This window comes from Enterobacter sp. RHBSTW-01064 (genome assembly GCF_014103035.1).
GTDB lineage: Bacteria > Pseudomonadota > Gammaproteobacteria > Enterobacterales > Enterobacteriaceae > Enterobacter > Enterobacter mori.
Map to the genome: position 1 here is coordinate 485,000 of NZ_JABXOU010000001.1, position 23,692 is coordinate 508,691.

The window sequence follows — 23,692 nt, forward strand, 5'->3', positions numbered from 1 at the left end:
ACTGCGCGCCTGAATGTTTCCCTGTGGTGTGCCCGTGGCTCAAAACTCCGTATTTCTTCCTGAACAATTCCTGGCGCAGATGCGCGAGGCGCTTCCTTCTCATCTTTCCTTCGATGATTTTATCGCCGCGTGCCAGCGCCCGTTGCGTCGTAGCATCCGCATCAATACGCTCAAAATCAGCGTGGCCGATTTTCTGACGCTGGTGTCGCCGTATGGCTGGCAACTTACGCCGGTGCCATGGTGTGAAGAGGGTTTCTGGATCGAGCGCGACGACGAGGACGCTTTACCGCTGGGCAGCACCGCTGAACATCTGAGCGGACTGTTTTATATTCAGGAAGCGAGTTCGATGCTGCCGGTTGCCGCCCTGTTCGCTGAGGGTAACGCGCCCGAACGCGTGATGGATGTCGCCGCCGCACCCGGCTCAAAAACCACGCAGATTGCCGCACGCATGGGCAACCGCGGGGCGATTCTCGCCAACGAGTTTTCCGCCAGCCGCGTGAAGGTGCTCCACGCCAATATCAGCCGCTGCGGTATCCATAACGTGGCCCTGACGCATTTTGACGGCCGCGTATTCGGTGCCGCCTTGCCGGAGGCATTCGATGCCATTCTGTTGGATGCTCCCTGCTCCGGCGAGGGCGTGGTGCGCAAAGATCCTGATGCACTCAAAAACTGGTCGGTGGAAAGCAACCTGGATATCGCTGCCACGCAGCGCGAGCTGATTGAGAGTGCGTTTCACGCGTTGCGTCCCGGCGGCACGCTGGTCTACTCAACGTGCACCTTAAACCGCGATGAGAACGAAGAGGTTTGTCTGTGGTTGAAAGCGCAATACCCGGATGCGCTCGAGTTCTTGCCCCTTAATGACTTATTCCCCACGGCACATGAGGCGGCCACGCCCGACGGTTTTCTCCACGTGTTCCCACAAATTTACGACTGTGAAGGGTTCTTTGTCGCACGTCTGCGTAAAACGCAGGCGGTGGCTCCCCTGCCAATACCAAAATTCAAAGTCGGCAATTTCCCGTTTGCGCCGCTTAAAGGTCGCGATGCCGCGCAGCTTGAAGCCGCCGCCAACAGGGTTGGGCTGGTCTGGGACGAGAGTTTGCACCTCTGGATACGTGATAAAGAGATATGGCTGTTCCCGGCACACATTGAGCCGCTTATCGGCAAAGTCCGCTTTTCCCGTATCGGTATCCGCCTGGCGGAAGTACACAACAAGGGGTACCGCTGGCAGCACGAGGCGGTTATTGCGCTGGCGGGTAGCGACAACACCTTTGAGTTGACGCATCAGGAAGCCGAAGAGTGGTATCGCGGCCGTGATGTTTATCCTGAAAGCCCCCCGTCCCAGGATGAGGTCATTGTCACCTATCAGGGGTTCCCGCTGGGGCAGGCGAAAAAGATCGGGTCACGGCTGAAAAATAATTATCCGCGCGAGCTGGTTCGCGATGGTCGCTTGTTTACGGGTAACACTCGCACCGACTAAAAAAGCGCATTTTTTTACTGGCGATTTTGCTCTCCTTGTCTAGGCTAAAAAATGGATGCCCGTACTGGTCATACCAGATTTTTGCAACGAACCCGGAGAGCACTATGACGAAAACCAGCGTGCGTATTGGCGCTTTTGAAATCGACGACGCAGAATTGCGCGGCGAAGCACAAGGCGATCGAACGTTAAGTATTCCCTGCAAATCCGACCCGGATTTGTGCATGCAGCTGGATGCCTGGGATGCCGACACCAGCGTCCCGGCGATCCTTGATGGAGAACACTCAGTCCTTTACCGCGAGCATTACGACCGTAACACCGATGCCTGGGTCTTGCGTCTTGCCTGACCTAAAGTGAACCCGCCCGAAGGCGGGTTATTTATTACTGCAGCTGAACCAGCGTAAGGAAGCCATCGAACACCGCACCGGTGTCGATATAGTGCAGATTGTTAAAGTCATAGCGTTTATCCAGCGGCGTATGACCGAACCAGAAATGATCCGCCCCCTGGATCCCCTGCCCTTTACCCACCATAAACCCCATTAAACGGTCACGATCCCACAGCACCCGCTGCGCGCTGACCGGTTTATTCCAGACATACTCCGCTGCCGGATAATCCGCATGAGCAATAACATTCAGACCGTTTGCGCAGGTTATTTCAATAATATGCGGTAAGTCCCGACACGCGTTGAGTAGCCTCAGAGCGCTCCGTTTGTCTTCGAGCGCTGAAAACCATATGCCGCCATTTGACATCCAAAGCGCAAAATCATTATTTTCTATTGCATCCAGCGCCATTTGTTCATGATTGCCTCGCACCGCCCGAAACCATTTTTCGTCCATAAGCTGTAAACATTTCACGCAATCGGGGCCGCGATCGATAATATCGCCAACGGAAATCAAAAGATCCTCGTAAGGATTGAAATGTCGACGCTTCAGTGCGTCCATAAGACATTGATAGCAGCCATGTATATCGCTGACGACCCAGACGTGACGCCAGCGGTCACCTTCTATTTTCTGATACATAATGCCTCCTTTAAAGAGTATAGCTGCAGCAGAAAATATCCTGTCCCGACATCGTTTTTTACCAACCCAAACAAACCTTCAACCAAACGGAAATAAAGATCGTCGGGCTATTAATCCCTTATTCCCGCCCCTCTAAAATAGAGCGAAATAGAATGAGAGGTCTTAACGTGTCTAACATACACCTGCAAAACGATGTGCTGTATCCCTGTCGCACAAATATCATCTCCGAGTTGGTGAAAGGAAAACGCGTTCCGGGCCCAATCTGGCAGAAACGCGACTACCGGCTGAAATTTCTTCTGCGCTCACTGTTATTCCGCGCTTCCACCCATCGCATGCTGGACGCGCTATCAGGACGCGATGATTTTGACAGGCTGCTGACATCGCAAATCACGTTACCGAGTAAAACCCACCGCCAGTACCTGATGCGCGGCCTGCGTCCTGGCGATCGCGCCGACGCTGTTGTCAGTCACTATCACTGGATCGATAGCCTGAAGAACAGCGATCTTGGCCACGCCCTGACGAGCCCGCACGAGCAGTGCATTGTGCAATTTCAGGCAAAAAACGACGTGACCTATACCGTCAATGCTTCCTCCGCCGGCAAAGCCGAGCGTGAAGGCGAGAGTACGCTGTGGCTCCATGACAGCGATAACACCTTGCTCGCCAGCCTGACGTTTTGCGTCGCGCGCAGCCACGGTCGGCCAGTGCTGGTCATTGGCGGACTTCAGGGACCGCGCCGCAACGTATCGCGGGAGGCAATCAAGCAGGCCACCCGAGCCTGCCACGGCCTGTTCCCTAAGCGCGTCCTGATGGAAGTGATTTTCCAGCTGGCCGCACAGGCGAATATTCACGCCATTTTCGCCGTCAGCGATGAGGGACACGTGTTCCGCGCGTTGCGCTATCGCCTGAGCAAAGGTCGACATTTCCACGCCAGCTATGACGAATTCTGGGAAACGCTTAGCGGCCGCAAGCTCTCGCCTTTCTGCTGGCAGCTCCCCCTGCAGGTGGAACGAAAATCGCTGGAAGAGATTGCCAGTAAAAAGCGGGCTGAATATCGTCGCCGCTTCGAGCTGCTGGATGATATCGCGGGATCGATGAGTTCTCGCTTCCAGACTACTGAGGGCTTTCGCCAACTACGCACAAGAATTTAACAAAACAGTCAAAAAGGGCTGGACTTTGGCCTGCCGTGTTGTGGTATGTTTGAACCAGGCGCACAGGAAATGTGCTCGCTGCAGAGGTCGATAATCGGATTTTATCGTTTACTTTCATGCAGATAAAAAGAGACCGAATACGATTCCTGTATTCGGTCCAGGGAAATGGCTCTTGGGAGAGAGCCGTGCGCTAAAAGTTGGCATTAATGCAGGCTAAGTCGCCTTGCCTTTTAAGAATAGATGACGACGCCAGGTTTTCCAGTCCACAGCTAAAGTGGCCTGAAAAAAAGCGTCGGAGCATCATTAAACGTAAAAAACCGCAGTGCTTTCGCTAGCATCTGCGGTTTTTTATTGGAAACATTGGCGTTAGCAAAGTTTATCCGCGCGCTCGATAAACGGTGCCAGGCTCATCTTCTGGCCAGGTTTAGCGGGATCGTCAATCTGGATAATGCTAATCGGTTGTCCGTTACTCTTACCGCTGGCAACCTGCTGCTCTGCGGTATCGTTTAGCGGGTATTGCACCAGCGTGCTTGGGTTGATCGCGTACAGGGCGTGGCCAGGACGGCAGGTCAGCATCACCTCTTCACGATTGAAGGCCCATTTTTCCTTGCCCACCTCGAAACGGCTGACGGTGATCACCTGCGGCGCTGCCAGCGCACTGCCGGTGCAGGCCAGCAGTAAAAGAGAAAGTAGTGTCTTTTTCATATGTCTTTAAACCTTGTCAAAAGGGTTCCCAGGTCGCAAACAGACTGATCGTGGCCAGTACCAACGCGCCCAGCACCACTTCTGCCTGTGTCATCCTGATAAAAAGGGTTTGCTCCCACCCGGCATCCGGACGAAAGCGTGGCACCAGAAAATACCGATTCGCCAGCGCAATTACCACCATCAACGCCACCAGCGCACATTTGAACAACAACATTTTTACGTAGCCCGTCTGCCAGGGCACATTGATGCCGGTAATAAACAGCGCGTTAATGATACCCGTGAATATCACGCCAGCCACGGCATAGTGCCCCACGCGGGAAAAACGCATCATGGTATAGACCGCCGCCGTCTGCCAGCGTCCGCTCGAGAGACGCATACAAAACAGCAGCGGCAGCAGTCCGCCAAGCCAGGTTGCCGCGCAGAGGAGATGGATCGCATGATTAAGGCGGTGCAGTGCTCCAGGCGCTCCGTCATCCATTGCCGCATGCCCGACGCCCGCCAGCAGGACAAACTGCCCCATCGCAAGCAGCAACAGACGCGAACCTTTTTGGGGTGCCAGCCACGCCGCACCGGCGGTGATGATGGCCAGAATGATTTGCCACAGCCAGACGCCGCCAAACTGCGTCCCCAGCACGCTCCGCCAGATATCCGTACTCAGCACATCGGGCCATCCGTTGCCCATCATTCCGCCCTGCACCGCAAACATCAGGAGTGCGGTCGCCAGGCTGATTAACGCGGCCATTTTCTGCTGCGCCTGAAAGCGTCGCAGCATCAGGCGTTGCAGTGACGACGGCGCAAACCAGACGCTGTAGAGCGCATTGCCAAAAATCAGCATCAACGCGCCGAAATGGATGAAGCGTAACGCCACATAGACCAGCGCCAGCATATTACTTCACGCTAAAGTGATAGCTGCCTTTGGTTTTGTGGCCATCAACTGAGACCACATGCCAGTCCACCTGATAGGTGCCCGCCGCCAGCGGTTGTTCCAGTGGCACAACCAGCCGGGCGTTGTCTTTTTCATCCCGCTTAGCGGTACCGGTTTTCATCACCTGCTGTTGCGCGTCGGTCACCACAACGCCGCTAAATGCCGGTTCAATACCTTCGGAGAAGTTCAGCGTAAGGGTCTGCGGGGCCGCTACCTGAGTATTGGCCGCCGGGGATTGCTGTTTAAGATGCGCGTGTGCCAGAACGGCGGGCGTCGCTGCCGACGCGATCAATAAAGTGAGCGCGCGCACCGCGCGGGAAGAGGAGAAATCCATCACAATCATTCCTTTTTGTTATGCCTGTAAGGTAAAGAATAACGCTGTATAATAAACGAGTCGAGGATCATCCTCCCTTCGCTTGTCATCGTCATCCAATCGCGGTAACGTTGCCGCCGCATAAAAAGGAGAAGGTAATGAACATTAATCTGGCTGCCCTTCCTCAGGACGAGATGGACAAAGTCAATGTCGATCTCGCTGCCGCTGGCGTGGCATTTAAAGAACGCTACAACATGCCCATCGTGGCTGAAGTTGTCGAGCGTGAACAACCCGCGCACCTGCGCGACTGGTTTCGAGAACGCCTGATTGCGCATCGCCTGGCCTCGGTTAATCTCTCGCGACTGCCGTACGAACCTAAAGTTAAATAAGCTTAACGACGCATTACACTTCCTTACGCGGATTATGGCAGGATAAGAAAACCCTTATAAAATTAGGTGTATTCTTAAATCCCGGCGACTCAGTGTATAAGGAAGTCACGATGTCTCGATGGAATATTGCAGCAGCTCAATATGCCGCACAGCACCCCAGTGTGGATAGCCATGTAAAACACCACCTCCGTTTCATTGACGAAGCGGCGCGACAGCAGTGTCAGTTACTGGTGTTTCCTGAACTCTCATTAACAGGCCCCGGCGAGGCTGACCTGCCCGCGCCGCCCGACGATCTGCAGCTTGCCCCACTCCTTCACGCCGCGCAGTCACACAATATAACGGTTATTGCAGGGCTGACGCTCGTTCATCAGGGCCAGCGTCAGAAAGGGCTCGCCCTCTTTACGCCCCATCTCGATACTGTCCTCCGTTATCCTCAGGGAAGCGGGGCAAGTCTGATCCCGGGGGATAAACAGCTCACCATTATCGATACCCAGTCAGACACCCCTAACCTCGATCCGCAAGCCACGTTATTTACCAGCTGCCAGGCGGTGGGCGATAACCGCTGGCGGCAGTCCATCAGCACATTGCAGCGCTTCGCGCATAAGTATGCTATTGCGGTATTGATGGCCAACGCCCGCAGCGGCAGTGCATTATGGGATGAAAAAGGTCAGTTGATCGTTCGCGCCGACAAAGGCGAACTGCTCTTAACCGGATCTCTTGGCAGACAGGGTTGGCAAGGCGATATCATTCCTTTAGGCTAAGCGTTTTAGGGTCAGGAGCGATCAATGCTGCGCGTCATCGATACCGAAACCTGCGATCTGCAGGGCGGAATAGTAGAAGTGGCTTCAGTCGATGTGGTTGACGGAAAGATAGTCAACCCGATGAGCCACCTGGTGCGTCCCGACCGTCCGATAAGTCCGCAGGCGATGGCAATCCATCGCATTACGGAGTCGATGGTGGCGGACAAGCCATGGATTGAAGAGATCATACCGCATTATTACGGCAGCCCATGGTATGTCGCACATAACGCCAGCTTTGATCGTCGCGTTCTTCCGGAAATGCCGGGCGAATGGATTTGCACCATGAAGCTGGCTCGTCGACTGTGGCCGGGGATTAAATACAGCAATATGGCGCTGTATAAATCCCGCAAGCTCAGCGTCAGGACGCCCGAGGGGCTGCACCATCACCGCGCCCTCTATGACTGCTATATCACCGCCGCGTTGCTGATTGATATTATGAATATCTCTGGCTGGACGCCGGATGATATGGCAACCATCACCGGACGCCCTGCGTTACTGACCACCTTTACCTTTGGGAAATATCGCGGCAAACCGGTGTCGGAAGTGGCGGATAAAGATCCGGGTTATCTGCGCTGGCTGTATAACAACCTCGACAGAATGAGCCCGGAGCTTCGCCTGACGCTGAAGCACTATCTGGGCGACGCCTAACGTTCTGCGCGGCCTGGCAGCGTATCCTGCGCCAGGCCAATCAGGAACGCGTACTCCAGCGCGACGCCTTCATAGGATTTAAATCGCCCTGATTTACCCCCGTGCCCGGAGTCCATGTCGGTACAGAGCAGCAGCAGATTATCGTCGGTTTTCAGTTCCCGCAGTTTCGCCACCCATTTCGCGGGTTCCCAGTATTGCACCTGTGAATCATGCAGGCCGGTGGTGACCAGCAGATGCGGATACGCTTTCGCCTCCACGTTATCGTAGGGGCTGTACTCTTTCATGTAGCGATAATAGATTTCGTCCTGAGGATTCCCCCACTCTTCAAATTCTCCCGTGGTTAACGGGATGGACTCATCCAGCATGGTGGTCACCACATCGACAAACGGAACTTGCGCGATGATGCCCTTAAAGCGCTCAGGGCGCTGATTAATCACGGCCCCCATCAGCATGCCGCCCGCGCTTCCCCCCATCCCAAAGCAGAGCGTCGGGTCGCCATAGCCTTGTTCGATGAGGGCATCACAGACGTCGAGATAGTCGTTGAAGGTGTTTTTCTTCTTCAGGAATTTCCCCTCTTCATACCAGTGCTGGCCCAGTTCACCGCCACCGCGCACGTGGGCAATAGCATAGACAAAGCCGCGGTCGAGAAGGCTCAAACGGCTACCGCTGAAATCCGCATCCATACTGGAGCCGTAGGAGCCGTAGCCGTAAACCAGAAGAGGGTTTTTGCCCTTGTTAAAATGCGCCTTGTGATACACCAGGGAGACCGGCACCTCAACGCCATCGCGGGCGGTCACCCACAGGTGTTCGCTGCGGTAGTTATCCGACTCAAATCCTTTTACCTCAGCCTGTTTAATCACCTGGCGCTGCCCGGTGTCCATATCCAGTTCAAACAGGGTGTCCGGCGTCGTCATTGAAGAGTAGCCATAACGCAGGCGCGACGATTCTGGTTCAGGGTTGAAGCCAATCCACGTGACATAGGCCGGATCGTCGAAGGCAATTCCCACGACTTCCCGCGTTTTCCTGTTGATTTGGCGGATACTGGTCAACCCTCGCTGACGCTCTTCCACCACCAGCCAGTCGGTAAACAGCGTAAAGCCTTCCAGCATCACCTGCTCCCGCGCGGGGATCAGCACCTCCCACTTGCGCTCATCACGCACTTTGGTTTTGTAGAGGCCGAAGTTTTTACCCTCGCGATTCGATCGCAGGTAAAAACTGTGCTGAAAATGATCAAGACTATATTCATGATCTTTTCGGCGCGGCAGGAAGCAGAGCGGCTGCGCATCAGGCAGTTCGGCATCCAGCAGCAGGACTTCCGAGGTGGTGGCGCTGGCCAGGTAAATAATCACATAGTGACGCGATGAGGTTTTGTGCAGGCTGACGTAAAACGTCTCGTCTTTCTCTTCGTACACCAGTTCATCATCGGCAGAATCCGTCCCTACGGTGTGCCGCCAGACCTGATAAGGCAGCAGCGTGGACGCATGTTTTTTGACGTAGTAGACCGTTTCAGAATCATTCGCCCAGACAAAATCCGGGGAGATATTCTCCAGCATTTCCGGATACCAGTTCCCCGACTCGAGATTGCGGAAGCGCAGTCCGTACTGTCGGCGAGAAAGATAGTCTTCTGCGAGCGCCATAATGGCGTTATCTGGCGACACCGACATACCGCCCAGCGTATAGAATTCACTGTGAGCGGCACGTTGGTTGGCGTCCAGCAGGATTTCCCATTCGTCCCATTCGGCACATAGCACCGACTGGCGCTGATAGATGGGGTATTCATTGCCGGGCTCATAGATATGACGGTAGCGATAACCGTTTTTGGTCCAGGGGGCAGACACATCGCGCTGGGGGATACGCTGCACCATTTCATTCAGCAGCTGATCCTGCAGCGCCTGCTGGCTGGACATGACCTTGCGGCCATAGTCGTTTTCCTGGTGCAGATAGTCGAGCACGTCTGGCTGGGAACGCGAGTCATCCCGCAGCCAGTAATAGTGGTCTATGCGCGTATCACCATGCGTGGTGATCGCATAAGGAGTACGTCGGGCTTTCGGTGGCATGTCATGATTCTTTTGAGTTTTACACCCTATAAGGTTGGCAAAACACGCGCATGATGCAAGCGAAACATGACCACATCAGATGATTACCCGGCCTGTAACGTCTGTTTTTGCTGCTGAATATCCTGCTCAATGCCCTCACGAACATCCTGAGGGATCTTCAGCGCATCGCCGAGCGCATTCAGGTAGCTGCGCTCCATAAAGTGATCGACATCGATAGCCGCGCAGCTCAGAAAATAGAGTTCCAGCGCCTCTTCTTCGTTCTTCACGCTTTGCGCCAGACGCTGGGGATCGAGAGGCTGTTCGATGGCCTGTGCAACCAGCGCTCTCCCCTGCTCTTCCACACCGGCCTCACGCATCTGCTGCTCTATCGCCGCACGCTCTTTGCTATCAATATGCCCGTCGCTTTTGGCCGCAAATACCAGCGCCAGGATAAGCCGCTCCGTTCGGATGTCCAGCGGGGAGACGTGCTCGCCGTAGTGCGGTTCACCCTGATGCGCGGTGCGCACTTTGTCCTTGTATTTGTTCCACAGGACGGTACCCGCGATGGCTCCTCCCCCCGCCAGGAGCGCACCAGTGCCATATTTTGCCAGCAGCTTACGCGATGACTTATTGGCGACCAACAGCCCCGCCAGTCCTCCCAGCGCGCCCGGTACCAGGAGCTTGCTGAGCCCTTGCTCACCCGACGACACGCCTTTCTGACCCAACATGGATTGCAATTGATTTAACCAGCCTGACATGATTTCCCTCACTTAACCGTGCATATTGCTCTCAGCCTAAGCGAGTGGGTGTCAGGAAATGTCTGCCTGCGCTAAAGAAGCGCAAATTGTTGTGCGATGAAAGACCCCGCGCGCAAGACAGACGCAAACGTTTTCGTTTATACTGCCCGCAACTTTTTCAGGGGGATTTTTATGACTCGTTTAGGAACCGCGCTGCGACCTGCGGCGACACGTGTGATGCTTTTGGGCTCGGGTGAACTGGGTAAAGAGGTCGCTATTGAATGCCAGCGTTTGGGCATTGAAGTCATTGCCGTAGACCGTTATGCCGACGCCCCCGCGATGCACGTTGCCCATCGTTCTTATGTCATTAACATGCTGGATGGCGATGCCCTTCGCGAGCTGATTACGCGCGAGAAACCCGATTTTGTCGTGCCGGAAATTGAAGCCATTGCCACCGACACGCTCATTGTTCTTGAGCAGGAAGGCCAGCGCGTGGTGCCCTGCGCCAACGCCGCGAAGCTCACCATGAACCGCGAGGGCATTCGCCGCCTGGCCGCAGAAGAGCTGGAGTTGCCCACGTCGAGCTACCGTTTTGCTGGCGATAAAGCCGCATTCCTGCAGGCCGTAGAGGAGATTGGCTACCCGTGCATCATTAAGCCGGTGATGAGCTCCTCCGGTAAAGGACAGAGCTTTATTCGGGACAGCAGCACGCTGGATAACGCGTGGGATTACGCCCAGCAGGGCGGTCGTGCCGGAGCCGGTCGCGTGATCGTTGAGGGCGTCGTGAAGTTTGATTTCGAAATCACTCTGCTCACCGTTAGCGCCGTTGATGGCGTCCATTTCTGCGACCCGATTGGCCACCGTCAGGAAGACGGCGATTACCGTGAATCCTGGCAGCCGCAGCAGATGAGCGCTCTGGCGCTGGAGCGCGCGCAGGAGATCGCCCGCAGGGCCGTCCTGGCGCTCGGCGGCTATGGTCTCTTCGGCGTAGAGCTGTTTGTTTGCGGCGACGAGGTGATTTTCAGCGAAGTCTCCCCTCGCCCGCATGATACCGGCATGGTGACGCTTATTTCGCAGGATCTCTCCGAGTTCGCCCTGCACGTGCGCGCTTTCCTCGGCCTGCCTGTTGGCGGCATTCGCCAGTACGGTCCTGCGGCATCGGCAGTGATCCTGCCCGAGTTGACCAGCCGGAACGTGACGTTTGATAACGTCGACGGAGCGGTAGGTGCAGGATTGCAGATCCGTTTGTTCGGTAAGCCGGAAATCGACGGAACCCGTCGTTTGGGCGTAGCGTTAGCCACCGGGGATAACGTGGACGACGCCGTGGCGAGAGCGAAAGCGGCCGCTGCGAACGTCAAGGTAGAGGGATAAAAAAACGGGCCGAAAGGCCCGTTTTTCATGCTGCGATTAACTTACTGTTTCGCACCTTCAACCGCTTCGCGAGCCAGTTTGGTGATGCGATCCCAGTCACCGGCTTCCAGCGCATCCGCTGGCACCAGCCATGAACCGCCGATACACAGTACGCTTTTCAGCGCCAGGTAGTCACGGTAGTTGGCAGGAGAGATACCGCCGGTCGGGCAGAAACGCACCTGAGAGAATGGACCCGCAATCGCCTGCAGCGCTTTGGTGCCGCCGTTGGCTTCAGCCGGGAAGAATTTAAACTCTTTCAGACCGTAATCCATGCCCAGCATCAGTTCAGACACGGTGCTGATACCAGGGATCAGAGGAATAGAACCTTGGGTTGCCGCTTTCAGCAGAGGCTCAGTCAGTCCCGGGCTGATCGCGAACTGAGCACCGGCTTCGGTCACTTCAGCCAGCTGCTGCGCATTCAGAACGGTACCCGCACCGATGATGGCATCCGGCACTTCTTTGGCGATAGCGCGGATAGCGTCCATCGCACACGCGGTGCGCAGGGTCACTTCCAGGACGCGAACGCCGCCCGCAACCAGCGCTTTCGCCATTGGGACAGCGTGCTCCAGTTTGTTCACCACGATGACCGGCACGACAGGGCCAGTGGTCAGGATTGCTTCTGCACTTGTTTTCCAGTTTTTCATCAGAGTTTTCTCTCGCCAGATCGTTAAAAACACGTCGTCTTAAAACGTAATACAGGTTGCGCCCTGCTCTGCGCCGGACAGCTTCTCGCGCAGCGCGCCAAACATTTCGCGTCCGGTACCCACGCGCGATGCGCTCAGGTCAGGAATATGAGGCTGACGTGCAGCCAGCTCTGCATCATCGACCAGCAGGGTTAACTCACCTGTCTGGCCGTTCACGCGGATCATGTCACCGTCACGCACTTTCGCCAGCAAACCACCGTCGTAGGCTTCCGGGGTCACATGGATGGCAGAAGGCACTTTACCCGATGCGCCAGAGAGGCGTCCATCGGTCACCAGCGCGATTTTGAAACGGCGGTCCAATAATACACCAAGTGGTGGCATAAGTTTATGTAATTCTGGCATCCCGTTGGCTTTTGGCCCCTGATGACGCACTACCACCACGCAGTCTTTATCAAGCAGGCCCGCGTCAAAGGCAGGCAGCACGTCGTGCTGGCTTTCGAACACCACCGCAGGCGCTTCGATAATCTGGTTCTCTTCCGGGACTGCGGAGGTCTTCATGACTGCACGACCGAGGTTACCGCTCAGCACTTTGGTGCCACCGTGACGCGAGAACGGCTGTTCGAAGGTCGCGATTACCTGAGGATCGAGAGAGTCACTCGCTCCTTCGCGCCAGTCCAGCTCGCCGTTGTTCAGCCACGGCTCGAGGGTATAACGCTGCAGGCCAAAGCCCGCCACCGTGTTCACGTCTTCATGCAGCAGACCGCCTCTCAGCAGCTCGCGCATCAGGACAGGAACGCCGCCTGCCGCCTGGAAGTGGTTGATGTCTGCCGGACCATTCGGGTACAGGCGCGCCATCAGCGGCACCACGGAGGAGATGTCGGAGAAGTCATCCCAGTTGATCAGGATGCCCGCCGCGCGCGCCATCGCGACCAGGTGCATGGTGTGGTTGGTTGAACCACCGGTTGCCAGCAGCGCAACAATCCCGTTGACGATGACTTTCTCATCAACCATTTTGCCCATCGGCATCCAGTCGTTGCCGTTCCCAGTCAGACGCGTCACCTGACGCGCCGCGGCTTCAGTCAGCGCCTTGCGCAGCGGCGCATCCGGCTGGATAAAGGACGAGCCAGGAAGCTGCATCCCCATGAACTCCACCACCATCTGGTTGGTGTTGGCCGTACCGTAGAAGGTACAGGTGCCCGGCGCATGGTAGGAGGCGGCTTCCGCTTCCAGCAGCGCCTGACGATCGGCTTTGCCTTCCGCGTAGAGCTGGCGGATACGCACTTTTTCTTTATTTGGCAGACCGCTCGCCATCGGGCCGGACGGCACGAAAATCGCGGGCAGATGACCAAACGACAGCGCTGCCATCACCAGGCCAGGGACGATTTTGTCGCATACGCCGAGATAGAGCGCGCCATCGAACATATTGTGAGACAGGCCCACCGCCGCAGACATCGCAATCACTTCGCGGCTCAGCAGCGACAGCTCCATCCCGTCCTGTCCCTGCGTCACGCCGTCGCACATAGCGGGCACACCGCCTGCCACCTGACCCACGGCATTTACGCTGTGCAGCGCGTTACGAATGATAGTGGGATAGACCTCATACGGCTGGTGTGCGGAGAGCATATCGTTGTAGGAGGTGATAATGGCGATATTGTTACGCAGCATGCTTTTCAGCGAATCTTTATCACCCGGCTGGCAGGCGGCGAAACCGTGCGCGAGATTACCGCAGGCCAACTGCGAACGGTGGACGGTCTCACTCTTTGCTTGTTCAATACGGGCGAGGTAGGCGGAACGGGTCTCTTTCGAGCGTTCAATGATGCGTTGTGTTACGCGTAACAATGTCGGATTCATAAAAGCTCCTCTAATTTATTTGTCTGGGCTCGGGAGTTTACAAAGTCGCTGGCAGTTGTTAACAACGCTGAAACGCTTGCTGTCCGGAGCTCAAGGGCAAAATCGCTTCCGGCAGTGTAATAAAAAAAGCTCCGCGGGTGAATCCACGCGGAGCTTAAAAGTTTAAAAAATGTGCCACTAGCTGTGTTAGATCATGTTACCGGTAAAATAACACCTTTGGGCTAGAGGTGACTGTTACTCAAACTCGTTCCAGGAGCGACCGTCACGGGTGATCATCGCAACCGAGGCGACCGGTCCCCATGTTCCTGCCTGATACGGTTTTGGCGCATCCTGATCGGCTGCCCAGGCTTCGGTGATGGAGTCGACCCATTTCCACGCCTCTTCCACTTCGTCGCGACGCACGAACAGCGCCTGGATACCGCGCATAGTTTCCAGCAGCAGACGCTCGTAAGCATCAGCCAGGTGCGTCTGGTTGAAGGTTTCGGAGTAGCTCAGATCCAGCTTGGTGGTCTGCAGGTTATGTTTGTGATCCAGACCCGGCACTTTGTTCAGGATCTGGATATCCACACCCTCGTCCGGCTGCAGACGGATGGTCAGTTTGTTCTGCGGCAGCTCCTGCCAGGACTCTTTGAACAGGTTCAGCTCTGGGTTTTTGAAGTAAACCACCACTTCGGAACATTTAGCAGGCAGACGTTTCCCGGTACGCAGGTAGAACGGAACCCCCGCCCAGCGCCAGTCGTCGATATCCACGCGGATCGCCACGAAGGTCTCGGTGTTGCTGGACTTGTTCGCGCCCTCTTCTTCCAGATAGCCAGGCACTTTTTTACCCTGAGCAAACCCGGCGGTGTACTGGCCGCGGACGGTCTTCTCACGCACGTTAGAGCGGTCGATGCGGCGCAGTGATTTCAGCACTTTCACTTTAGCGTCACGAATGCTGTCGGCCGTCAGGTCAGACGGTGGAGACATGGCAATCATGCACAGAATTTGCAGCAGGTGGTTCTGGATCATGTCGCGCATCTGACCGGCCTGGTCAAAGTAACCCCAGCGACCTTCAATCCCCACCTCTTCCGCCACGGTGATCTCCACGTGGTCGATGGTGCGGTTGTCCCAGTTATTCACAAACAGGGAGTTCGCAAAACGCAGCGCCAGCAGGTTGAGTACCGTCTCTTTTCCGAGATAGTGGTCGATACGGTAGACCTGGCACTCTTCAAAGAACTCGCCCACCTGGTCGTTGATTTCCCGCGACGTTGCCAGCGAGGTACCCAGCGGTTTTTCCATCACGACGCGTGCCGGTTTAGCGTTCAGCTTCGCTTCGCCCAGACCTTTGCAGATCGCGCCGAAGGTGCTTGGCGGCATCGCAAAATAGTTAATGGTGACGCGATTTTTTTGATCCAGCATCTCGCCCAGACGGGTAAAAGCGCTTACGTCGTTTACGTCCAGATTGCAGAAATCAAGGCGTCCGCTCAGCGTATCCCACAAACTTTCATCAATTTTCTCTTTCATGAACGTTTCGAGCGCTTCGCGCACCACTTTTGTATAAGCGTCCTTGTCCCAGTCGGCGCGCCCAACACCCAGGATACGGGTATCCGGATGAATTTGACCCGCTTTCTCCAGTTGATACAGGGAAGGCAGCAATTTTCGGCGTGCTAAATCGCCTTTCGCGCCGAAAATGACCAGGTCACATGCCTGGGCTGTTTGCGTTACCGCCATGTCATTCTCCTCAGTTAGATCACCTGGTGCTTCTGCCAGGTATCGTTGTAATTTTATTACAATGCACTGTACTGCTTTTACGTCATTCCTGAAACCATTAGCGCTTAACGTCGCGTGCGATACCGCGATTTTCCGCCCTTCAGACGTTAGCGATGGCGCAATGACGCAACAAACGTCGATTCTTTGCGCAACAGGGTCCCAGCAAAATCCGACATCGATCAAGTAATGAAAAAAAACAACAACATTTCTTGTCGACTGTTACCCTTTAGTAAAACACAGGGGTAATATCGGCTAAATCGAATCTCGATTTCATCTATTAATGAAATCGTTTCCACCCCCACGAGCGCCCTGTTAACAATGAACATGCTGGAAAAAATCCAGTTTCAACTGGAACACCTTAGCAAATCCGAGCGAAAAGTGGCCGAAGTTATTCTTGCCTCTCCCGCTCAGGCGATTCATTCAAGCATCGCCGCTCTGGCGCAGGAGTCGGGCGTCAGCGAACCGACGGTTAATCGATTCTGCCGCAGCCTGGAAACGCGCGGCTTTCCTGATTTTAAACTGCATCTTGCGCAAAGTCTGGCAAACGGCACCCCGTATGTTAATCGCAATGTGGATGAAGACGACAGCGTTGATGCATACACAGCGAAAATATTTGAATCCGCCATGGCGACGCTGGACCACGTACGTCAGTCGCTGGACATGGGCTCGGTCAATCGCGCGGTCGATTTACTGACGCAGGCCAAACGCATTGCCTTCTTTGGTCTTGGCTCGTCGGCTGCCGTGGCGCATGATGCCATGAACAAGTTCTTCCGCTTTAACGTACCGGTAATTTATACCGATGACATTGTGCTGCAACGCATGAGCTGTATGAATTGTAGCGAAGATGATGTCGTGGTACTGATCTCGCACACCGGGCGCACCAAGAGCCAGGTTGAGCTGGCTCAACTGGCACGTGAAAACGATGCCATGGTGATTGCCCTGACGACCGCAGGCACGCCACTGGCGCGGGAAGCGACGCTCGCCATCACTCTGGACGTACCGGAAGACACCGACATGTATATGCCTATGGTGTCACGTCTGGCGCAGCTAACGGTGATTGACGTGCTGGCGACCGGTTTTACCTTGCGCAGGGGTGCAAAATTCAGAGATAACTTGAAGCGTGTCAAGGAAGCGCTCAAGGAATCGCGTTTTGATAAAGAATTGCTTATAAAGAGCGATGTTCCCTAATAACTAAGATGTACGACTTACGGCATTCGGTCCCCTCTTTGCTGCCTTGCGGCAGATGAAGGCCGATTTAATGTTCACGCAACACCAAAGTTGTTTCAGTCAACGGAGTATTACATGTCCAGAAGGCTTCGCAGAACCAAGATCGTAACTACATTAGGCCCGGCTACCGATCGCGATAATAATCTCGAAAAGATTATCGCCGCGGGTGCCAACGTGGTGCGTATGAACTTCTCTCACGGTACGCCAGAAGACCATAAATTACGTGCCGATAAAGTACGTGAAATCGCGGCTAAACTGGGCCGCCATGTTGCCATTCTCGGTGACCTGCAGGGTCCAAAAATCCGCGTATCGACCTTTAAAGAAGGCAAAGTCTTCCTCAATATCGGCGATAAATTCCTGCTGGATGCCAACCTGAGCAAAGGCGAAGGCGACAAAGAGAAAGTGGGTATCGACTATAAAGGTCTGCCTGCTGACGTTGTGCCTGGCGACATCCTGCTGCTCGATGACGGACGCGTACAGCTGAAAGTCCTCGAAGTTCAGGGCATGAAAGTGTTCACCGAAGTGACCGTCGGTGGCCCGCTCTCGAACAATAAAGGTATCAACAAACTCGGCGGCGGCCTGTCTGCGGAAGCGCTGACCGACAAAGACAAAGCGGATATCGTGACTGCGGCGCAAATTGGCGTTGATTATCTGGCCGTCTCCTTCCCGCGCTGCGGCGAAGACCTGAACTATGCCCGTCGTCTGGCGCGTGATGCAGGCTGCGACGCGAAGATCGTTGCCAAAGTAGAGCGTGCTGAAGCCGTGTGCGATCAGGACGCGATGGACGACGTGATTCTGGCGTCCGACGTGGTGATGGTTGCCCGTGGCGATCTGGGTGTAGAAATTGGCGACCCGGAACTGGTCGGCATCCAGAAAGCGCTGATTCGTCGCGCACGCCAGCTGAACCGCGCGGTGATCACCGCCACCCAGATGATGGAATCCATGATCACTAACCCAATGCCAACCCGTGCAGAAGTGATGGACGTGGCTAACGCCGTGCTGGACGGTACCGATGCGGTAATGCTGTCTGCGGAAACCGCTGCGGGCCAGTATCCGGCAGAAACCGTGGCCGCCATGGCGCGCGTGTGCCTGGGTGCAGAGAAGATCCCAAGCATTAACGTCTCTAAACACCGTCTGGACATTCAGTTCGACAACGTGGAAGAAGCGATTGCGATGTCTGCGATGTACGCAGCCAACCACCTGAAAGGGGTGACTGCCATCATCACCATGACCGAATCTGGCCGCACCGCGCTGATGACCTCGCGTATCAGCTCCGGCCTGCCGATCTTCGCCATGTCCCGTCACGAGCGTACCCTGAACCTGACGGCGCTGTACCGCGGCGTGACGCCGGTTCACTTCGACAGCACCAATGACGGCGTCGCTGCCGCGCACGATGCGGTGAACCTGCTGCGCGACAAAGGCTATCTGGTGTCCGGTGATATCGTCATTGTGACCCAGGGTGACGTGATGAGCACCATCGGCTCAACCAACACCACGCGCGTTATGACCGTCGAGTAATAACGTCTGTGTTAAAAAGCCCTCTCCATCTGGAGAGGGCTTTTTTTATTTCCGCGGATAAAGCTCTTTGCGTTTATAGGGCTCTGTTTCACCCGGTTTGCGCGTTTTTAGCAGCTTCAAAATCCACGTGTACTGTTCGGCATGCGGACCCACCAGTATCTCCACCTCTTCGTTCATTCGACGCGCGATGGTGTGGTCGTCCGCGGTGAGCAGATCGTCCATCGGCGGACGGACCTCAATACTCAGACGATGCGTTTTACCATCATAGACCGGGAACAGCGGGATCACGCGCGCACGGCAAACCTTCATCAGGCGACCAATCGCAGGCAGCGTGGCTTTGTACGTTGCAAAGAAATCGACAAACTCGCTGTGCTCCGGGCCGTGGTCCTGATCCGGCAGATAGTATCCCCAGTAGCCCTGACGAACAGACTGAATAAACGGCTTGATGCCATCGTTTCGCGCATGCAAACGTCCACCAAAGCGACGACGCACTGTGTTCCAGACAAAATCATAGATCTTGTTACCCTGGTTATGGAACATCGCCGCCATTTTCTGGCCCTGAGAAGCCATCAGCATCGCCGGAATATCAACGCCCCAGCCGTGAGGCACGAGGAAAATAACCTTTTCGTCGTTGCGACGCATTTCGTCGATGATTTCCAGCCCTTTCCAGTCAACGCGGTCGACGATCTTCTCCGGCCCTTTCAGCGCCAGTTCGGCCATCATCGCCATTGCCTGCGGCGCGGTGGTGTACATCTCATCGATGATAGCTTCGCGCTCGGCCTCGCTTTTTTCAGGAAAACAGTAGTAAAGATTGATCTGCGCGCGGCGGCGGGCGCTCTTGCCTAAACGTCCGGCCAGACGGCCAATTTTACCCAGAACGGGATCGCGCACCGAAGCAGGCAGCATCGCTATGCCAGCAAAGGCATAAACCCCAAGCCAGGCACCCCAGTTGCGCGGATGGCGAAAAGATTTTTCAAACTCAGGAATGTATTCAATATTGTTTTTTTTGGTTTCCATGCTGGTTCCAGGGTCTGGTGACGCAAAAATATATTCAGATAGTGTAGCGAGGCAGTCGCTTGCGTACAAAAGAAAAAGCCGGCGCATACATACGCCGGCTTCATTAACAAACAGAGGGCTTAATCAAAGCGCAGCTGTGGCATCACCTCTTTGACCTGTGCCAGGTAATCGGTACGATCTTTACCCGTCAGACCTTCGGTACGCGGCAATTTCGCCGTCAGCGGATTCACGGCCTGCTGGTTGATCCACACTTCATAGTGGAGATGCGGGCCGGTTGAACGTCCGGTGTTACCCGAGAGCGCAATGCGGTCGCCACGCTTCACTTTCTGGCCAGGTTTAACCAGCAGCTTACGCAGGTGCATATAGCGAGTGGTATAAGTACGACCGTGACGGATAGCCACGTAATACCCTGCCGCGCCGCTGCGTTTTGCCATGACCACTTCGCCATCGCCAACCGACAGCACTGGCGTACCTTGTGGCATCGCGAAGTCTACACCACGGTGCGGCGCAACGCGTCCGGTGACAGGGTTAAGACGGCGCGGGTTGAAGTTAGAGGAAACACGGAACTGTTTAGCCGTTGGGAAGCGCAGGAAGCCCTTCGCAAGCCCCGTACCGCTACGGTCGTAGAACTTACCGTCTTCGGCACGGATAGCGTAATAATCTTTGCCATCAGAACGTAAACGAACGCCCACCAGCTGGCTCTGCTCACGCTTGCCGTCCAGCATTTCGCGGGACATCAGCACGGAGAATTCGTCGCCTTTTTTCAGCTTGCGGAAATCCATCTGCCACTGCATGGCTTTGATCACCGAACTGATTTCAGCGCTGGTCAGCCCGGCATCGCGCGCGCTGGAAACAAAGCTCGCCCCGACGGTACCGTTCATCACGCTGTTAACCCAGTCGCCCTGCTGCATTTCGCTGGTCATTTTGAAACCGTTTGCAGTGCGATCGTAGGTGCGGGTTTCGCGGCGGGACATCTCCCAGGTCAGACGTTGTAAATCGCCATCTGCGGTTAAGGTCCAGGAGAGCTGTTGACCAATTTTCAGATTACGAAGATCTTTGTCTGAGGCCGCGAGCTGGCTGATATTCCCCATGTCGATACCGTACTGGTTGAGCACGCTGCTTAGCGTATCACCGGTTGACACGACATATTCATGAATACCCGCCTCATTGGAGATTTTATCGTCCAGTTCATCCTGCGGGATAGCTTCATCTTCCTGAGCAGCCTGGTCGATAGGTTCACTGGCCTCAGGCAACAGCGAACGGATCTCACTTTTCTCAAGCTCGATGGTTTTAATGATAGGGGCAGAACTCGGGTGGTAAACATAGGGCCGCCAGACGGCGACCGCTAAGGTGAGAACTGTAAGCGACCCCAGCATAACGCGGTGGGGTCGAGGCAGATTGTTAAATGCCAGGGCGACAGAGCGGGCTATCTGTTGCACGTATTCACTTCCTCGTTAATCTCCTTTCAGGCAGCTCGCATACTGATTCCCCAGTTGGCTGAGGAACTGCGAATAGCTCGCTTTGCTCAACTGGATGTTCGTACCTAGCGGGTCAAGGGTTCCCATGCGCACGGATGTTCCCCTGGCCACGGCTTCTACGACCGCTGGCCTGAACTGTGGCTCAGCAAAAACGCACGTCGCTTTTTGCTCAACCAACTGTGTTCTGATCTCATGTAAACGCTGCGCACCAGGCTGAATTTCAGGGTTAACGGTAAAGTGCCCCAGTGGGGTCAGGCCGTAGTGTTTTTCGTAATAGCCATAGGCGTCATGAAAAACGAAATACCCTTTTCCTTTTAGCGGTGCGAGCTCGGTACCCACCTGCTTGTCGGTTGCGGCTAATTGAGCTTCAAACGCTTTCAGGTTGGCGTCGAGTTTGACTCGACTTTGCGGCATAAGTTCCACTAATTTGCCATGGATTGCAACCGCCGAGAGCCGCGCTATCTCTGGGGAGAGCCAGAGATGCATATTGTACTCGCCGTGATGGTGATGCTCGTCACCTTTTTCGTCGTGAGCATGATCGTGGTCGTGTTCGTCACCGTCGTCATCTGCCCCTTTCATGAGCAACGGCGTTACGCCAGAAAGTTCAGCAATAGTGACCTGTTTTGCATCGGGTACCTGTTTCGCCGACTTCTGCATGAACGCTTCCATTTCTGGTCCAATCCAGACAACTAAGTCCGCGTTTTGTAAGCGCTTTACATCAGACGGACGCAGAGCATAATCATGCTCGGATGCACCATCCGGGAGCAGAACCTCGGTCTCAGTCACCCCATCAGCAATGGCGGCGGCAATGAATCCAAGCGGTTTAAGCGAAGCGACAACGGCGGCGTTAACATCTTGTGCTGTTGTCCCCCAAAGCGCAGCGGATAATGCTGCGAAAAGAAGCGTATTTTTATGTAACATAATGCGACTAATCATCGTAATGAATGCGTGGAATGTGATATTATAACATTCGTTGACTTCTGCAAGCTTAAATTGACATGACGACTTTGGTTTCTCTTGAAAATGTGTCGGTATCATTCGGTCAGCGCCGCGTCCTTTCTGACGTGTCGCTGGTTCTCAAACCCGGCAAAATTCTGACGCTGCTTGGCCCTAATGGCGCAGGCAAATCTACGCTCGTGCGCGTGGTACTGGGTTTGGTAGTCCCCGATGAAGGTGTTATCAAACGTGAAGATAAACTGCGTATCGGCTATGTACCGCAAAAATTACACCTGGACGCCACGCTGCCGCTGACGGTCAGTCGCTTTCTGCGTCTGCGCCCGGGTACCCGCAAGGCCGATATCCTCCCCGCACTGAAACGCGTGCAGGCAGGTCATCTTGTCGACGCCCCGTTACAAAAGCTTTCTGGCGGTGAAACCCAGCGCGTCTTGCTTGCCCGTGCACTGCTGAGCAGCCCGCAGCTGCTGGTGCTGGATGAACCCACCCAGGGCGTGGACGTGAACGGTCAGGTTGCGCTTTATGATTTGATCGACCAGCTACGTCGTGAGCTTGATTGCGCGGTGTTGATGGTTTCTCACGATCTGCATCTGGTGATGGCGAAAACTGACGAAGTGCTGTGTCTGAATCATCACATCTGCTGCTCCGGCACGCCGGAAGTGGTCTCGATGCACCCGGAGTTCATCTCAATGTTCGGCCCGCGTGGTGCAGAACAGCTGGGAATTTACCGCCATCATCATAACCACCGCCATGATTTACAGGGACGAATTGTCCTGCGCCGGGGAAACGGACACTCATGATTGAACTGTTACTGCCCGGCTGGCTGGCCGGGATTATGCTTGCCTGTGCCGCGGGCCCGCTGGGCTCGTTTGTGGTGTGGCGCAGAATGTCCTATTTTGGCGATACGCTGGCCCATGCTTCTCTGTTAGGGGTGGCTTTTGGCCTGCTACTGGACGTAAATCCCTTCTACGCGGTGATTGTGGTGACGCTGCTGCTGGCGGCCGGTCTGGTCTGGCTGGAGAAACGCCCTCATCTTGCGATAGACACGTTGCTTGGCATTATGGCGCATAGCGCCCTCTCTCTCGGCCTGGTGGTCGTCAGTCTGATGTCGAATATCCGCGTTGACCTGATGGCATACCTGTTTGGCGACCTGCTGGCCGTGACGCCGGAAGACCTCATCTCTATCGCCATCGGCGTGGTGGTGGTGCTCGCTATTCTGCTCTGGCAGTGGCGTAATTTGCTGGCGATGACCGTCAGCCCGGACCTGGCGTTTGTCGACGGTGTGAAGCTGCAACGCGTGAAGCTGCTGCTGATGCTGGTGACGGCATTAACCATCGGCGTGGCGATGAAGTTCGTCGGTGCGCTGATTATCACGTCACTGCTGATCATCCCTGCGGCAACCGCGCGTCGTTTCGCCCGTACGCCTGAGCAGATGGCCGGTGTGGCCGTCATTATCGGGATGATTGCGGTAACGGGTGGGCTAACCTTCTCGGCGTTCTATGACACGCCAGCGGGGCCGTCAGTGGTGCTGTGTGCGGCGGCGCTGTTTATTTTCAGTATGATGAAGAAAGCCGCGGTTTGATATTTTGCCCGGTGGCGCTTCGCTTACCGGGCCTACAAAACCGTTGCGTAGGCCGGGTAAGGCGTAG

The 23,692-nt window shown here is 55.3% G+C and carries 23 protein-coding genes; 11 read left to right on the forward strand and 12 right to left on the reverse strand.

Features of this window, described 5'->3' with window-relative positions; genetic code table 11:
• The first annotated feature begins 34 nt into the window (after nucleotides 1-34).
• Both rsmF and HV355_RS02250 read left to right on the forward strand, forming a co-directional pair.
• Nucleotides 35-1,477: a 16S rRNA (cytosine(1407)-C(5))-methyltransferase RsmF gene (gene rsmF, locus HV355_RS02245; RefSeq protein ID WP_346010217.1), complete on the forward strand. Its 1,443-nt coding sequence runs from the start codon at nucleotides 35-37 to the stop codon at nucleotides 1,475-1,477.
• A gap of 104 nt (nucleotides 1,478-1,581) precedes the next feature.
• Nucleotides 1,582-1,821: a YebV family protein gene (locus HV355_RS02250; RefSeq protein ID WP_042717979.1), complete on the forward strand. Its 240-nt coding sequence runs from the start codon at nucleotides 1,582-1,584 to the stop codon at nucleotides 1,819-1,821.
• Nucleotides 1,822-1,855: 34 nt separating this feature from the next.
• On the opposite strand, the gene pphA is transcribed toward HV355_RS02250, so the two are convergent.
• Nucleotides 1,856-2,494 (reverse strand): protein-serine/threonine phosphatase, encoded by a 639-nt coding sequence (gene pphA, locus HV355_RS02255; protein WP_182400781.1) that lies wholly within the window; start codon nucleotides 2,492-2,494, stop codon nucleotides 1,856-1,858.
• Between the two features lie 167 nt (nucleotides 2,495-2,661).
• On the opposite strand from pphA, the gene HV355_RS02260 reads away from it, so the two are divergent.
• Nucleotides 2,662-3,642, forward strand: a complete 981-nt coding sequence (locus HV355_RS02260; RefSeq protein WP_120157995.1) for a VirK/YbjX family protein — start codon at nucleotides 2,662-2,664, stop codon at nucleotides 3,640-3,642.
• Between the two features lie 366 nt (nucleotides 3,643-4,008).
• Here the strand turns inward: HV355_RS02260 and HV355_RS02265 are convergent, their stop codons facing one another.
• From HV355_RS02265 to yobA, 3 genes are read right to left on the reverse strand one after another with little or no spacing between them, the layout of a single operon-like run.
• Nucleotides 4,009-4,347 carry a YebY family protein gene (locus tag HV355_RS02265; RefSeq protein WP_010432621.1) on the reverse strand — a complete coding sequence of 113 codons (339 nt, stop codon included), beginning with the start codon at nucleotides 4,345-4,347 and terminating at the stop codon, nucleotides 4,009-4,011.
• Between the two features lie 16 nt (nucleotides 4,348-4,363).
• The gene (copD, locus tag HV355_RS02270; RefSeq protein WP_182400782.1) at nucleotides 4,364-5,233 is read right to left on the reverse strand and encodes a copper homeostasis membrane protein CopD; all 870 of its coding nucleotides are present in this window, start codon (nucleotides 5,231-5,233) and stop codon (nucleotides 4,364-4,366) included.
• Between the two features lies 1 nt (nucleotide 5,234).
• Complete coding sequence (gene yobA / locus HV355_RS02275; protein ID WP_182401218.1) at nucleotides 5,235-5,606, reverse strand: CopC domain-containing protein YobA; 372 nt, start codon at nucleotides 5,604-5,606, stop codon at nucleotides 5,235-5,237.
• A 137-nt stretch (nucleotides 5,607-5,743) separates the two neighbouring features.
• Here yobA and HV355_RS02280 point away from each other — a divergent pair, with 137 nt between their 5' ends.
• The 3 genes from HV355_RS02280 to exoX all read left to right on the forward strand — a co-directional run bounded on the left by HV355_RS02280 (nucleotide 5,744) and on the right by exoX (nucleotide 7,422).
• Complete coding sequence (locus tag HV355_RS02280; protein ID WP_010432616.1) at nucleotides 5,744-5,974, forward strand: DNA polymerase III subunit theta; 231 nt, start codon at nucleotides 5,744-5,746, stop codon at nucleotides 5,972-5,974.
• A 110-nt stretch (nucleotides 5,975-6,084) separates the two neighbouring features.
• Nucleotides 6,085-6,735, forward strand: coding sequence for a carbon-nitrogen hydrolase family protein (locus HV355_RS02285; RefSeq protein WP_010432614.1), 651 nt, complete (start codon nucleotides 6,085-6,087; stop codon nucleotides 6,733-6,735).
• 24 nt (nucleotides 6,736-6,759) lie between these two features.
• Nucleotides 6,760-7,422, forward strand: a complete 663-nt coding sequence (gene exoX, locus HV355_RS02290) for an exodeoxyribonuclease X (protein ID WP_010432611.1) — start codon at nucleotides 6,760-6,762, stop codon at nucleotides 7,420-7,422.
• Here exoX and ptrB read toward each other — a convergent pair.
• Together ptrB and HV355_RS02300 are read right to left on the reverse strand one after the other, a co-directional pair.
• Complete coding sequence (gene ptrB / locus HV355_RS02295; protein ID WP_100166028.1) at nucleotides 7,419-9,479, reverse strand: oligopeptidase B; 2,061 nt, start codon at nucleotides 9,477-9,479, stop codon at nucleotides 7,419-7,421. The two genes, exoX and ptrB, sit on opposite strands and share 4 nt — an antisense overlap.
• 83 nt (nucleotides 9,480-9,562) lie before the next feature.
• The gene (locus HV355_RS02300) at nucleotides 9,563-10,216 is read right to left on the reverse strand and encodes a tellurite resistance TerB family protein (protein ID WP_108417588.1); all 654 of its coding nucleotides are present in this window, start codon (nucleotides 10,214-10,216) and stop codon (nucleotides 9,563-9,565) included.
• 171 nt (nucleotides 10,217-10,387) lie between these two features.
• Between HV355_RS02300 and purT the strand changes: the two genes are divergently transcribed.
• Nucleotides 10,388-11,566, forward strand: a complete 1,179-nt coding sequence (gene purT / locus HV355_RS02305; RefSeq protein WP_182400783.1) for a formate-dependent phosphoribosylglycinamide formyltransferase — start codon at nucleotides 10,388-10,390, stop codon at nucleotides 11,564-11,566.
• A gap of 41 nt (nucleotides 11,567-11,607) precedes the next feature.
• On the opposite strand, the gene kdgA is transcribed toward purT, so the two are convergent.
• From kdgA to zwf, 3 genes are all read right to left on the reverse strand, one after another.
• Nucleotides 11,608-12,249, reverse strand: a complete 642-nt coding sequence (kdgA, locus tag HV355_RS02310) for a bifunctional 4-hydroxy-2-oxoglutarate aldolase/2-dehydro-3-deoxy-phosphogluconate aldolase (RefSeq protein WP_182400784.1) — start codon at nucleotides 12,247-12,249, stop codon at nucleotides 11,608-11,610.
• 39 nt (nucleotides 12,250-12,288) lie between these two features.
• Nucleotides 12,289-14,100 (reverse strand): phosphogluconate dehydratase, encoded by a 1,812-nt coding sequence (edd, locus tag HV355_RS02315; RefSeq protein ID WP_182400785.1) that lies wholly within the window; start codon nucleotides 14,098-14,100, stop codon nucleotides 12,289-12,291.
• 234 nt (nucleotides 14,101-14,334) lie between these two features.
• A complete protein-coding gene (gene zwf / locus HV355_RS02320; protein WP_089598193.1) occupies nucleotides 14,335-15,810 on the reverse strand; it encodes a glucose-6-phosphate dehydrogenase in 1,476 nt (491 codons plus the stop codon).
• Nucleotides 15,811-16,167: 357 nt separating this feature from the next.
• Here zwf and HV355_RS02325 point away from each other — a divergent pair, with 357 nt between their 5' ends.
• Together HV355_RS02325 and pyk are read left to right on the forward strand one after the other, a co-directional pair.
• A complete protein-coding gene (locus HV355_RS02325) occupies nucleotides 16,168-17,037 on the forward strand; it encodes a MurR/RpiR family transcriptional regulator (RefSeq protein ID WP_010432597.1) in 870 nt (289 codons plus the stop codon).
• 114 nt (nucleotides 17,038-17,151) lie between these two features.
• Nucleotides 17,152-18,594 carry a pyruvate kinase gene (pyk, locus tag HV355_RS02330; protein WP_108417585.1) on the forward strand — a complete coding sequence of 481 codons (1,443 nt, stop codon included), beginning with the start codon at nucleotides 17,152-17,154 and terminating at the stop codon, nucleotides 18,592-18,594.
• A 45-nt stretch (nucleotides 18,595-18,639) separates the two neighbouring features.
• Here pyk and lpxM read toward each other — a convergent pair whose 3' ends face one another.
• From lpxM to znuA, 3 genes are all read right to left on the reverse strand, one after another.
• A complete protein-coding gene (gene lpxM, locus HV355_RS02335) occupies nucleotides 18,640-19,611 on the reverse strand; it encodes a lauroyl-Kdo(2)-lipid IV(A) myristoyltransferase (protein WP_108417584.1) in 972 nt (323 codons plus the stop codon).
• A 119-nt stretch (nucleotides 19,612-19,730) separates the two neighbouring features.
• Nucleotides 19,731-21,050, reverse strand: coding sequence for a murein DD-endopeptidase MepM (gene mepM / locus HV355_RS02340; protein WP_010432589.1), 1,320 nt, complete (start codon nucleotides 21,048-21,050; stop codon nucleotides 19,731-19,733).
• Nucleotides 21,051-21,065: 15 nt separating this feature from the next.
• Nucleotides 21,066-22,010: a zinc ABC transporter substrate-binding protein ZnuA gene (gene znuA / locus HV355_RS02345; protein WP_182400786.1), complete on the reverse strand. Its 945-nt coding sequence runs from the start codon at nucleotides 22,008-22,010 to the stop codon at nucleotides 21,066-21,068.
• A gap of 77 nt (nucleotides 22,011-22,087) precedes the next feature.
• Between znuA and znuC the strand changes: the two genes are divergently transcribed.
• The gene (gene znuC, locus HV355_RS02350) at nucleotides 22,088-22,843 is read left to right on the forward strand and encodes a zinc ABC transporter ATP-binding protein ZnuC (protein WP_182400787.1); all 756 of its coding nucleotides are present in this window, start codon (nucleotides 22,088-22,090) and stop codon (nucleotides 22,841-22,843) included.
• Nucleotides 22,840-23,625, forward strand: coding sequence for a zinc ABC transporter permease subunit ZnuB (gene znuB, locus HV355_RS02355; RefSeq protein WP_108417582.1), 786 nt, complete (start codon nucleotides 22,840-22,842; stop codon nucleotides 23,623-23,625). The genes znuC and znuB overlap by 4 nt, the downstream gene beginning before the upstream one ends.
• Nucleotides 23,626-23,692: the final 67 nt, after the last annotated feature.

Excerpts from the sequence above, each read along its gene's own strand:
- HV355_RS02250 (WP_042717979.1), top strand. The coding sequence starts at position 1,582 with ATGACGAAAACCAGCGTGCGTATTGGCGCTTTTGAAATCGACGACGCA.
- pphA (WP_182400781.1), bottom strand. The coding sequence starts at position 2,494 with ATGTATCAGAAAATAGAAGGTGACCGCTGGCGTCACGTCTGGGTCGTC.
- HV355_RS02265 (WP_010432621.1), bottom strand. The coding sequence starts at position 4,347 with ATGAAAAAGACACTACTTTCTCTTTTACTGCTGGCCTGCACCGGCAGT.
- copD (WP_182400782.1), bottom strand. The coding sequence starts at position 5,233 with ATGCTGGCGCTGGTCTATGTGGCGTTACGCTTCATCCATTTCGGCGCG.
- yobA (WP_182401218.1), bottom strand. The coding sequence starts at position 5,606 with ATGGATTTCTCCTCTTCCCGCGCGGTGCGCGCGCTCACTTTATTGATC.
- HV355_RS02280 (WP_010432616.1), top strand. The coding sequence starts at position 5,744 with ATGAACATTAATCTGGCTGCCCTTCCTCAGGACGAGATGGACAAAGTC.
- HV355_RS02285 (WP_010432614.1), top strand. The coding sequence starts at position 6,085 with ATGTCTCGATGGAATATTGCAGCAGCTCAATATGCCGCACAGCACCCC.
- exoX (WP_010432611.1), top strand. The coding sequence starts at position 6,760 with ATGCTGCGCGTCATCGATACCGAAACCTGCGATCTGCAGGGCGGAATA.
- ptrB (WP_100166028.1), bottom strand. The coding sequence starts at position 9,479 with ATGCCACCGAAAGCCCGACGTACTCCTTATGCGATCACCACGCATGGT.
- HV355_RS02300 (WP_108417588.1), bottom strand. The coding sequence starts at position 10,216 with ATGTCAGGCTGGTTAAATCAATTGCAATCCATGTTGGGTCAGAAAGGC.
- purT (WP_182400783.1), top strand. The coding sequence starts at position 10,388 with ATGACTCGTTTAGGAACCGCGCTGCGACCTGCGGCGACACGTGTGATG.
- kdgA (WP_182400784.1), bottom strand. The coding sequence starts at position 12,249 with ATGAAAAACTGGAAAACAAGTGCAGAAGCAATCCTGACCACTGGCCCT.
- edd (WP_182400785.1), bottom strand. The coding sequence starts at position 14,100 with ATGAATCCGACATTGTTACGCGTAACACAACGCATCATTGAACGCTCG.
- zwf (WP_089598193.1), bottom strand. The coding sequence starts at position 15,810 with ATGGCGGTAACGCAAACAGCCCAGGCATGTGACCTGGTCATTTTCGGC.
- HV355_RS02325 (WP_010432597.1), top strand. The coding sequence starts at position 16,168 with ATGAACATGCTGGAAAAAATCCAGTTTCAACTGGAACACCTTAGCAAA.
- pyk (WP_108417585.1), top strand. The coding sequence starts at position 17,152 with ATGTCCAGAAGGCTTCGCAGAACCAAGATCGTAACTACATTAGGCCCG.
- lpxM (WP_108417584.1), bottom strand. The coding sequence starts at position 19,611 with ATGGAAACCAAAAAAAACAATATTGAATACATTCCTGAGTTTGAAAAA.
- znuA (WP_182400786.1), bottom strand. The coding sequence starts at position 22,010 with ATGTTACATAAAAATACGCTTCTTTTCGCAGCATTATCCGCTGCGCTT.
- znuC (WP_182400787.1), top strand. The coding sequence starts at position 22,088 with ATGACGACTTTGGTTTCTCTTGAAAATGTGTCGGTATCATTCGGTCAG.
- znuB (WP_108417582.1), top strand. The coding sequence starts at position 22,840 with ATGATTGAACTGTTACTGCCCGGCTGGCTGGCCGGGATTATGCTTGCC.